The 13,302-nt window shown below is 63.0% G+C and carries 12 protein-coding genes; 11 read left to right on the forward strand and 1 reads right to left on the reverse strand.

Annotated features, from left to right (window positions below):
* Nucleotides 1-209: 209 nt before the first annotated feature.
* The 8 genes from GC125_RS18185 to GC125_RS18220 all read left to right on the forward strand — a co-directional run bounded on the left by GC125_RS18185 (nt 210) and on the right by GC125_RS18220 (nt 9,402).
* Nucleotides 210-2,483, forward strand: coding sequence for a transglycosylase domain-containing protein (locus GC125_RS18185; RefSeq protein ID WP_151986944.1), 2,274 nt, complete (start codon nt 210-212; stop codon nt 2,481-2,483).
* A gap of 232 nt (nt 2,484-2,715) precedes the next feature.
* On the forward strand, nt 2,716-4,641 hold the full coding sequence (gene dnaK, locus GC125_RS18190) for a molecular chaperone DnaK (RefSeq protein WP_151986945.1): 1,926 nt from the start codon (nt 2,716-2,718) through the stop codon (nt 4,639-4,641).
* A 68-nt stretch (nt 4,642-4,709) separates the two neighbouring features.
* Entirely contained in the window at nt 4,710-5,867 is a 1,158-nt protein-coding gene (gene dnaJ, locus GC125_RS18195; RefSeq protein ID WP_151986946.1) for a molecular chaperone DnaJ, read from the forward strand.
* A 144-nt stretch (nt 5,868-6,011) separates the two neighbouring features.
* On the forward strand, nt 6,012-6,608 hold the full coding sequence (gene pmtA, locus GC125_RS18200) for a phospholipid N-methyltransferase PmtA (RefSeq protein ID WP_151986947.1): 597 nt from the start codon (nt 6,012-6,014) through the stop codon (nt 6,606-6,608).
* A gap of 20 nt (nt 6,609-6,628) precedes the next feature.
* Entirely contained in the window at nt 6,629-7,210 is a 582-nt protein-coding gene (locus GC125_RS18205; RefSeq protein WP_151986948.1) for an NADPH-dependent FMN reductase, read from the forward strand.
* Nucleotides 7,211-7,281: 71 nt separating this feature from the next.
* Nucleotides 7,282-8,025, forward strand: a complete 744-nt coding sequence (gene pyrF / locus GC125_RS18210) for an orotidine-5'-phosphate decarboxylase (protein WP_151986949.1) — start codon at nt 7,282-7,284, stop codon at nt 8,023-8,025.
* Nucleotides 8,026-8,059: 34 nt separating this feature from the next.
* Complete coding sequence (locus tag GC125_RS18215) at nt 8,060-8,353, forward strand: DUF1330 domain-containing protein (protein WP_126006897.1); 294 nt, start codon at nt 8,060-8,062, stop codon at nt 8,351-8,353.
* 50 nt (nt 8,354-8,403) lie between these two features.
* Nucleotides 8,404-9,402, forward strand: coding sequence for a complex I NDUFA9 subunit family protein (locus GC125_RS18220; RefSeq protein WP_151986950.1), 999 nt, complete (start codon nt 8,404-8,406; stop codon nt 9,400-9,402).
* Nucleotides 9,403-9,446: 44 nt separating this feature from the next.
* Here GC125_RS18220 and GC125_RS18225 read toward each other — a convergent pair whose 3' ends face one another.
* Complete coding sequence (locus GC125_RS18225) at nt 9,447-10,253, reverse strand: undecaprenyl-diphosphate phosphatase (RefSeq protein ID WP_151986951.1); 807 nt, start codon at nt 10,251-10,253, stop codon at nt 9,447-9,449.
* A gap of 162 nt (nt 10,254-10,415) precedes the next feature.
* On the opposite strand from GC125_RS18225, the gene GC125_RS18230 reads away from it, so the two are divergent.
* From GC125_RS18230 to GC125_RS18240, 3 genes are all read left to right on the forward strand, one after another.
* On the forward strand, nt 10,416-11,108 hold the full coding sequence (locus GC125_RS18230; protein ID WP_151986952.1) for a glutathione S-transferase family protein: 693 nt from the start codon (nt 10,416-10,418) through the stop codon (nt 11,106-11,108).
* A gap of 97 nt (nt 11,109-11,205) precedes the next feature.
* On the forward strand, nt 11,206-12,402 hold the full coding sequence (queG, locus tag GC125_RS18235) for a tRNA epoxyqueuosine(34) reductase QueG (RefSeq protein WP_151986953.1): 1,197 nt from the start codon (nt 11,206-11,208) through the stop codon (nt 12,400-12,402).
* Nucleotides 12,402-13,298, forward strand: coding sequence for an SDR family oxidoreductase (locus GC125_RS18240; protein ID WP_151986954.1), 897 nt, complete (start codon nt 12,402-12,404; stop codon nt 13,296-13,298). The genes queG and GC125_RS18240 overlap by 1 nt, the downstream gene beginning before the upstream one ends.
* Nucleotides 13,299-13,302: the final 4 nt, after the last annotated feature.

Here is a 13,302-nt window from a genome sequence, read left to right on the forward strand (position 1 = left end):
TCAATCATCGGGCGGCCACGGGCACGCCATGCCGATGATTATGGATAGCGCTGGATGCATGATCATCGTGGCCACGGCGTGACTCGTCATGAGCGCGGGACGGTTGAAGCCGCCTGGTTGGCTCGCGGCACCATCCTTAACCGCACCTTAAATCGCCTCAATTAGAATTCACAGGCCTATTTCTGCATGAAACAAAGAGTTGCTTACTGATGGCCCCAATACGCAGCACCGGCAGGCGGATCGAGCCTTCGCTCGACGGCGCTCGGGCGGCCGGCAACAACGATTTTCGCGTCGAACGCAACGACCGCGTGAGTGGTGGCGGCCGAACTGCCGCAACGGGCAAGCGCAGCACCGGATCATCCAGCCGCAGAGCCGGTGGTGGCAGTGGCGGCAATGGCGGTGGCGGGCGGCGCGGGCGTAAGCAGCGGCGCGGCCTTTTCGGCATGATGCGCACGCTGGTCTACTGGTGCTTCGTTCTCGGCATCTGGGGAGCGCTCGGCGTCGGCGGCATCGTCGCCTATTACGCCGCGCAGATGCCGAACGCATCGACCTGGAGCATTCCCGACCGACCGCCCAATGTCCGCATCGTCTCGGTCGGCGGCGACGTTCTGGGCAATCGGGGCGCGACAGGCGGCGAACAACGCGGGCTCTCGGAAATCTCGCCCTATATCCCGCAAGCGGTGATGGCCATCGAGGATCGACGCTTCCAGAGCCATTTCGGCATCGACCCGATCGGACTGGCACGCGCCATGATCACCAACTTGGCGGCAGGCGATGTCGTCCAGGGTGGTTCGACCGTCACGCAGCAGCTGGCCAAGAACCTGTTTCTGACGCCCGAGCGCACGGTCGAACGTAAGGTGCAGGAAGTGCTTCTGGCGCTTTGGCTCGAGCATGAATTCACCAAGGATCAGATCATGGAAATGTATCTGAACCGGGTCTATTTCGGCTCCGGCGCCTATGGTGTCGAGGCCGCCGCGCGGCGCTATTTCGACAAGACCGCCGACGAGGTCACGCTTGCCGAAGCCGCTCTTCTCGCCGGGCTCTTGAAGGCACCTTCGCGGCTTTCGCCCGCGCGCGATCCGCAGGCTGCCGAAGAGCGCGCCCAGGTGGTGCTGCAAGCCATGCGCGATTCCGGCTATGTGACCGACGCCGAAGTCACCACCGCCATGACGCAATCACCGACACGCGCGCCGAGCTTCTGGACGGGTGCCGAGCACTATGTCGCCGATGCCGTGATGGACCAGCTGACCGAAGTGATCGGGGCGGTCGAAACGGATCTCATCGTCACCACCACGATCGATTCGCAGCTGCAGGAGCTCGCCGAAGACGCGGTCGTCGACGCGATTTCCACGCGTGGCACGGAGCTCGTCGTGAGCCAGGGCGCGCTGATCTCGCTCGACGCGACGGGCGCAGTGCGCGCCATGGTCGGCGGCTACGACTATGCGAAAAGCCAGTTCAACCGCGTGACGGATGCGCGCCGCCAGCCGGGTTCGGCCTTCAAGCCGTTCGTCTATGCCAGCGCGCTGGAAATGGGCTTCGGGCCCTATTCGGTCCGCCAGGATGCGCCGATCCAGATCGGCAACTGGTCGCCGGAGAACTACGATCAGAAGTTTCACGGGCCGCTGACACTCGCCCAGGCGCTCGCCCGCTCGACGAACACCATCGCTGCGCAGCTCGTCATGGAAACGGGACCGGAAAATGTCGTTGCGCTCGCCAATCGGCTCGGCATCAAGTCCACGCTGACGCCGAACGCATCGATTTCGCTCGGCACGTCAGAAGTCACCCTGCAGGAGCTGACCGCCGCCTACACACCGATGATGAACGGCGGGTACAAGGCCGATCCCTACATGATCGAGCGCGTCGAGACGCTGGACGGCGAACTGCTCTATCAGCGCACCGCCACGCAGCCCGAACGGGTGCTGGACGGCGATGTCGCGGCCATGATGAACGCGATGATGGCCGAAGTGGTGCGCTCGGGAACCGGGAGAAACGCCCAGATCGACGGCTGGCTGCCGGCCGGCAAGACCGGCACGACGCAATCTTTCCGCGACGCGCTGTTCGTCGGCTACACGAGCAATCTCGTCACCGGCGTCTGGTTCGGCAATGACGACGGCACGTCCATGAACCGGGTCACCGGCGGCGGTTTGCCCGCCGAAACCTGGCAGGCGTTCATGAGCGGCGCTCATCGCGGCGTGCCGCCTGCTCACCTGCCCGGCGTTCGTCCCGATGGCGTGATCGACCAGGGTCCAGGCTTCGGCCCCGTGCCGCCCGACGGCGTCGGCGACATCATCGCGGGAGAGGACGATCCTTCCGGCTGGGGCATCGACATCCTCGGTGGATCGGCACGCGTCACCTCGCCCCGAATCAACGAGGGAGCGCCGGTGCCACCGGCTTCCGTCGGCGAAGGCAACTGGGACGCACAGCCGACAGGTGCCACGCAACCGCGCACCACGACGCTGCTGGACCTGATCCTCGGCAATTGAGCCCGCGAAACCGCTGATCGACCGGCGCCTCGGTGCCGGTTTGGTGTGCGTGCGTCTCATGGCTCGTCCAGTGCCTTGCAGTCTAAAAATCCCGTTCTTATATACGCCGAAACCTGCTTGGCTCTGCTGCTGACGCCAGGCTCGCCACAACCGAACACCAATCCCGCTAGGGGCCGTCGCACGGAACGCCACAGAGGGTCCGGACGGCTCGCTTCAAGGAGAGAGAAGAACAATGGCTAAAGTTATCGGTATTGACCTCGGAACCACGAACTCCTGCGTCGCCGTCATGGACGGCAAGGACGCCAAGGTGATCGAAAACGCGGAAGGCGCGCGCACGACGCCGTCTATGGTTGCTTTTTCCGATGATGGCGAGCGCCTCGTCGGCCAGCCGGCAAAGCGCCAGGCGGTCACGAACCCCGAAAACACGCTTTTTGCGATCAAGCGCCTGATCGGCCGGACCTTCCAGGATCCGACGACGCAAAAAGACAAGGACATGGTGCCTTACAAGATCGTCAAGGCTGACAATGGCGACGCCTGGGTCGAAGCATCCGGCACGACCTATTCGCCTTCGCAGATCTCCGCGATGATCCTTCAGAAGATGAAGGAAACCGCTGAAAGCTATCTCGGCGAAAAGGTAGAAAAAGCCGTCATCACGGTTCCCGCCTACTTCAACGACGCCCAGCGCCAGGCCACCAAGGATGCAGGCAAGATCGCCGGCCTGGAAGTGCTGCGCATCATCAACGAGCCGACCGCTGCTGCGCTCGCCTACGGCCTCGACAAGAAGGACGGCAAGACGATCGCCGTCTATGACCTTGGCGGCGGCACGTTCGACGTTTCCATTCTCGAAATCGGCGACGGCGTCTTCGAGGTGAAGTCGACGAACGGCGACACGTTCCTGGGCGGCGAAGACTTCGACATGCGCCTCGTCGAGTACCTCGCAGCCGAGTTCAAGAAGGAACAGGGCATCGACCTGAAGAACGACAAGCTTGCCCTGCAGCGCCTCAAGGAAGCTGCCGAAAAGGCGAAGATCGAGCTGTCGTCCTCGTCGCAGACCGAAATCAACCTGCCGTTCATCACGGCCGACCAGTCGGGCCCCAAGCACCTGACGATGAAGCTTTCGCGCGCCAAGTTCGAAAGCCTGGTCGACGACCTCATCCAGCGCACCGTGGCTCCCTGCCGCGCCGCGCTCAAGGATGCCGGCATGCAGGCAGCCGAGATCGACGAAGTCGTTCTCGTCGGCGGCATGACGCGCATGCCGAAGGTGCAGGAAGTCGTGAAGTCGTTCTTCGGCAAGGAGCCGCACAAGGGCGTCAATCCGGATGAAGTCGTCGCGCTCGGCGCTGCCATCCAGGCCGGCGTTCTGCAGGGCGACGTCAAGGACGTCCTGCTGCTCGACGTGACGCCGCTGTCGCTCGGCATCGAGACGCTCGGTGGCGTCTTCACGCGCCTGATCGACCGCAACACGACGATCCCGACGAAGAAGTCGCAGACCTTCTCGACGGCCGAAGACAGCCAGAACGCCGTTACCATCCGCGTCAGCCAAGGCGAGCGTGAAATGGCGGCGGACAACAAGCTGCTCGGCCAGTTCGACCTGGTCGGCATTCCGCCGGCGCCGCGTGGCGTGCCGCAGATCGAAGTCACCTTCGACATCGACGCCAACGGCATCGTCAACGTTTCGGCCAAGGACAAGGGCACCGGCAAGGAGCACCAGATCCGCATCCAGGCATCTGGCGGTCTTTCCGACGCCGATATCGAGCAGATGGTGAAGGACGCCGAAGCCAACGCCGAAAGCGACAAGAAGCGCCGCGAAGGCGTCGAGGCGAAGAACCAGGCCGAAAGCCTGCTGCATTCGTCCGAAAAGTCGCTCAAGGATTATGGCGACAAGGTCTCTGCCGAAGACCGGAAGGCCATCGAGGACGCGATCGCGGATCTGCGGTCGGCTCTCGACGCTTCCGAGCCGGACGCCGAAGCCATCAAGGCGAAGTCGCAGACCCTTGCGGAAGTGTCGATGAAGCTCGGCCAGGCCATGTACGAGGCCAGCCAGGCTGATGCGGCCGCCAACGATGCCCAGCGCGATGCGGCGCAAGATGGGGATAACGTCGTCGATGCGGACTTCGAAGAGGTCAATGACGACGACGACAAGAAAAAGTCGGCTTAACTTCAACTGAGAGATCCCGGCAGCCAGCAAGGCGGCCGGGATCGTCAGACGTGTGGGGCTGGCATTAAATGGCGAAAGCAGATTTCTACGAGACGCTCGGGGTCCAAAAAGGGGCCGACGAGAAAGAGCTGAAAAGCGCCTATCGCAAACTTGCTATGAAGTACCACCCCGATCGCAATCCCGGCGATGCGGAGGCGGAGCGCAAGTTCAAGGAAGTCGGCGAAGCCTATGAAACGCTGAAGGACCCGCAGAAGCGGGCCGCCTATGATCGCTTCGGCCATGCCGCCTTCGAGCAGGGCGGTCCCGGTGGCTTCGGCGGCGGCGGTTTTGGCGGTGCGGGCGCCGGCGGCTTCTCCGATATCTTCGAAGACATTTTCGGCGAGATGATGGGTGGCGGCGGTCGCCAGCGTCGCTCCGGTGGCGGCGGAAGCGGCCGCGAGCGCGGTGCCGATCTTCGCTACAACATGGAAATCAGCCTCGAAGAGGCGTTCCACGGCAAGACCGCGCAGATCCGCGTTCCCTCCTCCATTCAGTGCGACAATTGCTCGGGTTCCGGCGCCAAGCCAGGCACGCATCCGACCACCTGCACCACCTGTTCGGGCAGCGGCCGCGTGCGGGCAGCGCAGGGGTTCTTCTCGATCGAGCGCACCTGCCCCACCTGCCAGGGCCGCGGACAGACGATCAACGATCCTTGCCCAAAATGCTCTGGCCAAGGACGCGTGACGGAAGACCGGTCACTGTCGGTCAACATTCCCGCGGGCATAGAGGACGGAACCCGGATCCGGCTTGCCGGTGAAGGCGAAGCGGGGCTCCGCGGCGGGCCGTCCGGCGATCTTTACATCTTCCTGTCGGTGAAGCCGCACGAGTTCTTCCAGCGCGACGGGGCCGACCTTTACTGCGCCGTGCCAATTTCGATGACGACCGCCGCGCTCGGTGGTCAGTTCGATGTCGTGACGCTCGATGGCACCAAGACGCGGGTCAAGGTTCCGGAAGGCACGCAGTCGGGCAAGCAGTTTCGCCTTCGCTCCAAGGGTATGCCGGTGCTGCGGTCGCAGCAGGCCGGAGACCTTTACATCCAGGTTGCGATCGAGACGCCGCAGAACCTGTCGAAGCGGCAGCGAGAGTTGCTCACCGAGTTCGAGCAGCTGTCGTCGAAGGAAAATAGCCCGGAATCTTCAGGCTTTTTCTCGCGCATGAAGGATTTCTTCGATACGCTCAGCAATTGATTGTCGGCTGCTTCCAGCAGTCGGTCATCCGTTGCGGGCCTTTCGGCTCGTTGTTGCACGGGGCATGAGCTTCCCTTAGGGAAGTCTGCTTCGCTTTAAGGAGAGGCGATCCTTGGCTCTCCGCCAACGGAAGAGGATATCGCCATGGTCGGCACTTTGACACGCAAGCTGTCCAAGCGCTTCGACGACGAGATCCGGTTTTTCAAAGGCTGGATGGATGGTCCGAAGGCCGTCGGATCGATCGTTCCCACTTCGGCCGTCACCTCCAAGCGCATGGCGAGCGTCGTCGACACGACCTCTGGACTGCCCGTTCTCGAACTCGGCCCTGGCACGGGCGTGGTCACCAAGGCCATCCTCGAACGCGGCATTTCTCCCAGCCAGCTCGTCTGCGTCGAATACTCCGACGATTTCGTCAGCCATGTTCAGCGGCTCTTCCCGGGCGTCAACGTGATCCAGGGCGATGCCTTCGATCTCGACACCACGCTTGGCCCGCTCGCCGATCAGACATTCGATTGCGTCGTGTCCGGCATCCCGCTCCTCAATTTTCCGATGCCCGAGCGCATCGCGCTGATCGAGGACCTTCTCGGCCGCATTCCAGCCGGTCGACCGGTCGTCCAGATCACCTACGGCCCCCGCTCGCCCGTTGCGCCCGGGCGCGGCAACTACGTGGTCGAGAAGCTGGATTTCGTGGTGCGTAACATTCCGCCCGCCCATCTCTGGCTCTACCGCCGCCCGATCTGACCCCATCACCTGCCTTTGCGATGACCCCCAAGATCCTCGTTTTCCCCGGCTCCAACCGAGAAGGCTCGTTCAATGCGAGCCTCGCCGCCGCTGCAGCCCACGTCCTGATGGCGAAAGGGGCCGACGTGACGCGCATCTCGCTGGCCGACTATCCCCTTCCGATCATGGACGAAGACCTTCAGAAGCGTGACGGTGTGCCCGAGAACGCGTTGAAGCTCGCTCGGCTCATCGCTTCGCAAGACGGGCTGTTCCTCGCCTGCCCGGAATACAATTCATCGATCCCGCCTCTGTTGAAGAACACGATCGACTGGGTCAGCCGCGTGTCCACTGACGCCGGGCGGCCGATGCGCGCCTGGCGCGGCCGGGTCGTCGCACTCGGCTCGGCATCCGACGGTCAGTTTGCAGGCATTCGCGGCCTTTACCATGTGCGGTCGGTGTTGATGAATGTCGGCGCGCAGATCGTCACTGAGCAGTGCTCGGTCTCGCGGGCTTCCACCGCCTTCACCGAAGACGGTCAGCTTGGCGACGAGCGCAACGCCCGCATGCTGGACGCCGCCTGCCAATCGCTCGTCGATCATTGCCGGGCGATCGCAAGCCGCTAGAGCCTTGCAGGGCAAGGCAACGCATGCCAGTAGAAGCCCAGAAAATTGCACGGCGAAATGGGCCAAGCGCGATGTCAGGACCCCGCACGAACCTCTCGACCGGCCCGGCCATCGCCGATCCGCGTGACAGGTTGATTGTCGGCCTCGATGTGCCGACGCTTCGAGACGCGGAAGCTATGGTCGCGGCGCTCGGCGACACGGTGTCCTTCTACAAGATCGGCTACCAGCTGGTCTTCGCCGGCGGCCTTTCCTTCGCCAGGGAACTCGCCGCGTCGGGCAAGTCGATCTTCCTCGACATGAAGCTTCACGACATCGACAACACCGTTGCCAAAGGCGTCGAGAACATCGCCCAGATGGGCATGACGATGTTGACCGTGCATGCCTATCCGAAGGTGATGCGCGCCGCCGTGCATGCTGCCAAGGGCTCCGGCCTCTGCATTCTCGGCGTAACGGTGCTGACGTCCATGGACGACACCGACACAAAGGAAGCCGGCTATGCATTGTCGCCGGCAGACCTCGTCAGCCGCCGGGCACAGCAGGCCGTCGACGCCGGTATGGGCGGTATCGTCTGCTCACCCGCGGAAGCAGAAGCCGTGCGTGCCATCATCGGCCCCGACATGGCGCTGGTGACCCCCGGCATCCGGCCACTCGGCGCCGACGCCGGCGACCAGAAGCGGATCACGACGCCGGCCGACGCCATCCGGGCTGGATCGAGCCATCTCGTGGTCGCCCGCCCCATCATCAAGGCAGACGATCCCAAGGCAGCGGCAAGCGCGATCATCGCGGAAATTGCCGCCGCCAACAGGCAGCACTGAAAAACGATCAGCATTCAACGAGGAGGAAAAGACCATGGCCAAGGCTTACTGGATTGCACGCGTGGATGTGCGTGATGCTGAGCGCTACAAGGACTACGTTTCGACCGCCAAGCCGGCTTTCGAGCGCTATGGCGCCAAGTTCCTGGTGCGCGGCGGCGATACCCATGTTCTGGAAGGCGGCGCACGCGCTCGCAACGTCATTATCGAGTTTCCTTCCGTCGCCGACGCGAAGGCGTGCTATGAAAGCCCGGAATATCAGGCAGCCGTAGCCATCCGTCAGGAAGTTGCCGATGCTGACATGATCGTCGTCGAAGGCTATGAAGGCTGATCGGCCGACCTAATTAAACCTCATCATCGCATTCACGGGAACGCGCTCACATGACGACGATAATGCCCCATCCCAAGCTGGTTACCGTGTTCGGCGGCAACGGATTCGTCGGGCGGCACGTCGTCAGGGCGCTGGCCAAGCGCGGCTACCGCGTGCGCGTCGCCTGCCGTCGCCCGGATCTTGCCGGCCACCTGCAGCCGCTCGGCGCAGTCGGCCAGATCATGGCCATGCAGGCCAATCTGCGCAATCGCCCGTCGATCGACCGTGCCGTCGAAGGCGCCGATCACGTGATCAATCTGGTCGGCATCCTGCATGAGACCGGCCGCAACATGTTCGATCCCGTACAGGAGTTCGGCGCACGAGCGGTTGCCGAAGCCGCCCGCGCCGCCGGCATTCCTCTGAGTCACATGTCGGCGATCGGCGCGGATTCGAAGTACTGGTCCGACTATGCCCGCACCAAGGGCAAGGCGGAGGAGGCCATTCGCGAGATCAAGCCGGACGCCCTCATCGTCCGCCCGTCGATCATCTTCGGGCCCGAGGACAATTTCTTCAACAAGTTCGCGGATATGGCGCGTCTTTCGCCGTTCCTGCCGCTGATCGGCGGCGGCCATACCAAATTTCAGCCGGTTTACGTCGCGGACGTCGCCGAAGTCTTTGCGCGCCACGTCGACGGCGCGATCGAAGGCGGCCGGACGCTGGAACTCGGCGGCCCGGAAGTGCTGACGTTCCGCGAATGTCTCGAGACGATGCTCAAGGTGATTCAACGCAAGCGCCGCTTCATCACCATCCCCTGGTATCCCGCATCGGTGCTGGGCGGCATCTTCAGCTACGTTCCGCTGATTACGCCCCCCTTCACGCAGGATCAGGTGACGCTTCTGAAGCGCGACAACGTGGTTTCGGAAGCGGCGAAGAGCGAGGGGCGGACGCTCGAGGGCGTCGGCATCAAGCCGACCCTGCTCGAAGTCATCCTGCCGACCTATCTCACCCGCTTCCGCGTCCAGGGCCAGTTCACCAAGCCCGACGGGCCGACGGCGCAGAACAGCAACTAGCGCTTGAGAGAGCGGATCCCGCAGATCCTCGAGATAGTCGCGACCTAGGCCGCCCACCAGAGGGCGGCCAGGCCAACCGTGCCGACAAAAATGCGCCAATAAGCGAAAGGCGCATAGCCGTGGCGCGATACGAAGTCGAGAAGCGAACGCACGACGACCACAGCCGAAACGAAGGCCGCCAGGAACCCTACGGCGATGATGGTGAAATCATCGGCATTGAGGATGTCGCGGTTCTTGATGAGGTCCAGCGTGAAGGCGCCGGCCATAGTCGGCATCGCCAGGAAGAACGAGAATTCCGCGGCCGAGCGCTTGTCGGCGCCGTTCAGCAGCGCTCCGACGATCGTGGCGCCCGAGCGCGACGTTCCGGGCACCATGGCGAGGCATTGGAAAAAGCCGATCTTCAGCGCCAGCGAAGCAGGAAACTGGGCGACGTCGGTGTAGCGAGGCGTCAATGCCATGCGGTCCACCCACAACAGGATGAAGCCGCCGACGATCAGCGACACGCAGATCACGACAGGCGTCTCGAACAGGACGGTCTTGATGAAATCATGGGCAAGAAAGCCGATACCAGCTGCCGGCAGGAAACCGAGCAGCACGATTGCGACGAATCGGCGTGATTCGTCGCTGGTCGGCAGCGACCGCGCGAGCCACCACAGCCGGTGGAAGTAGACGGTAAGAATAGCGAGGATCGCCCCCACCTGGATGAGAACTTCGAAGCTGTTGCCCGTGGAACTAAAGCCGATGGCACGGCCTGCGAGCAGCAGATGTCCGGTCGACGATACGGGAATGAACTCCGTCAGGCCTTCCAAAAGGCCAAGCAGAAGCGCTCCGATAATCGTTTGTTCACCCATGCAACTGTCCTGTGTTTTTCTTTGCCAAGCGTGGCGGAAGAGGCGCCGGCTTGTCTTCGATGGAGCGAGCCCCTATAGCTGCTTCGTCGGAAGCGTAGCCAGAAAAACATTAAAATTCGGGCATACCGACCGTTTCATGAGCTTTTGAAAGCCGTTTGCGTAATGCCGACACTCTACCACCATCCGATGTCGTCCGCTTCCCGGTTCATCCGTCTGGTGCTTGGCGAATACGGTTTCGAGTATGATCTGGTCGAAGAGCAGCCCTGGGAGGGCCGGCGCGAATTTCTTGCGCTCAACCCAGCGGGCACGCTGCCGGTTTTTCTGGACGATTCCATGCGGTCGCTCTGCGGCGCGGTCGTCATTTCCGAATATCTCGACGAAACGCATGGCGCGCTGAAGCGCGACAGGCGGCTTCTGGCCGAAAACAGCTTCCAGCGCGCCGAAATCCGGCGACTGGTGGAATGGTTCCTGGTCAAGATGGAGCAGGACGTGACGCGGCACCTCGCCCGCGAGCGTGTCTTCAAGCTTCAGATGCCGACGGCGCAAGGCGGCGGCGCACCCGATTCGAAGCTGATGCGCGCGGCACGCGGCAACATCCGCCAGCACATGAAATATCTCACCTGGCTCGCCGGGTCCCGGCCATGGCTTGCTGGCGACCGGCTGAGTTACGGAGATCTGGCGGCAGCGGCCTCGATTTCCGTCCTCGATTATCTCGGCGAAATCGACTGGAGCGAAATCCCCCAGTCCAAGGACTGGTACCAGCGCATCAAGTCCAGGCCGTCCTTCCGTCCGCTCCTCGTCGATCGCATCCGCGGAGTCACGCCGGCTTCGCACTACGCGGACCTTGATTTCTGACGCCGTCAAGCCTTGGATCGTCCAACCGTCTCACTAAATGAGCGGTAGGCGCGCCGGTGGGGTGCGGCCGGGGCAACAAGCGAAGCGGCAGATCAAGATGGCATCGCGCTTGGCCAATCGGCCATCGTCAAGCAGCACGAGTGACAGTCAGGCGACCGAGCTTGCTCGTATCATCCGCCAGGCCGCGCTTGCGGAAGGCTTCGACGCCGTGCGGATCGTTGCGCCCGACGCCATCGAAAGCGCTGCCGGGCATCTCGCCAGCTTCATTGCGGATGGCCGCCACGCGACCATGGACTGGATGGCGGACACCGCAGAGCGGCGCAGCGACCCCCGTGTCCTCTGGCCGGACGTGCGCTCCATCATCATGCTCGCGATGAACTACGGTCCCGAGCATGACCCTCTCGTCAATCTCCAATTCCCGGACCGCGCGGCGATTTCGGTCTATGCGCAGAACCGCGACTATCACGACGTCATCAAGGGCAAGCTGAAGACGGTCGCGCAGAAATTCGCCTCGCGCGCCGGCGCCGACGTCAAGGTCTTCGTCGATACCGCACCGGTCATGGAAAAGCCGCTCGCCGAGCAGGCGGGCCTCGGCTGGCAGGGCAAACACACCAATCTCGTCAGTCGCGAATTCGGATCCTGGCTGTTCCTCGGATCGATCTTCACGACCGCCGCACTCATTCCCGACGCGCCTGAGAATGATCACTGCGGCTCCTGCCGCGCCTGTCTCGACATCTGCCCGACCAACGCCTTTCCCGCGCCCTATCAGCTCGATGCGCGCCGATGCATCTCCTACCTGACCATCGAGCACAAGGAGACGATCCCCGAGGCGTTCCGCAAGGCGATCGGCAACCGCATCTATGGCTGCGACGATTGCCTGGCCGTCTGCCCGTGGAACAAGTTCGCGGAAACCGCGCGCGAAGCGAAGCTCCAGGCGCGGGACGATCTCAAGGCGCCGACCATCGCCGATCTGCTATCGCTGGATGACGGCACCTTTCGCCAGCACTTCGCCGGCTCACCGATCAAGCGCATCGGTCGAGACCGTTTTATCCGGAACGTGTTGATCGCAGCCGGCAACAGCGGCCTTGCCGAACTGTCGGCACATTGCGGCCCACTTCTCGCCGATCCGTCGCCTCTGGTCAGGGCTATGGCTGTGTGGGCCACGGCCGAGCTCGATGACGCGGAGACGCTGCGTCACAAGGCCGGACGCCATATCGAATCGGAAGCCGATCCCGTCGTGCGCGCTGAATGGGCGCGCGCGCTTGAACGGCGGACATTGCAGGAGACTATCTGATGAAACCCCGCTTGCTCATTTTTGGCGCCGGCTATTCCGGCCGTTCCATCGCAAAGGCTCTCGAAGGACGCGCGGACTGGATCGGCGGCACGACCCGCAGCGACGGGAAGTTCGAAGCGCTGCGCTCGTCCGGCATGGAACCCTTTCGGTTCGACGGCACGGCGCTTTCCGACGAGCTTGCGGCAACGATGCAGACGACGACGCATCTCGTGCAGTCGATCGCACCAGGCGAGATGGGCGATCCGCTGCTCGGCCTGATCGGCAACGATCTCAAGACCCATTTCCCGGCGCTGCGCTGGGTCGGGTATTTGTCGACGGTCGGCGTCTACGGAGACCACGAAGGCTCATGGGTGGACGAAGCTTCCGACTGCCATCCGGTGTCGGATCGATCGATCATGCGGCTGACTGCGGAAACCGCCTGGCGGGACGCGGGTGCAAGCGCCCATCTGCCGGTGGCCATCCTTCGCCTCTCTGGTATCTACGGGCCGGGCCGCAACGCCATCCTCAACCTCAGGAACGGAACAGCCAAGCGCCTGATCAAGCCGGGCCAGGTGTTCAACCGCATCCATGTCGAAGACATCGCCGGCGCGACGCGCCATCTGATGGCCCATGAGGCCGCCGGAATCTTCAATGTGACCGATGATGAACCGGCGCCGCCGCAGGATGTCGTGTCGTTTGCTGCCGAATTGCTGGGCGTGCAGCCACCGCCGGAACAAGATTTCGAGACTGCGGAACTTTCTTCCATGGCGCGGAGTTTCTACGGCGAGAACAAGCGCGTTTCGAACGTGCGATTGAAGGAAACTGGCTATCAGTTTCACTATCCGGAATACCGGGTCGCGCTTCGTTCCTTAGCAAATACGGAAAGATCGACCGGCAACCCTTTGCCGGCACAGTAATATT

Origin of the sequence: Rhizobium sp. EC-SD404, assembly GCF_902498825.1 — a bacterium.
GTDB lineage: Bacteria > Pseudomonadota > Alphaproteobacteria > Rhizobiales > Rhizobiaceae > Georhizobium.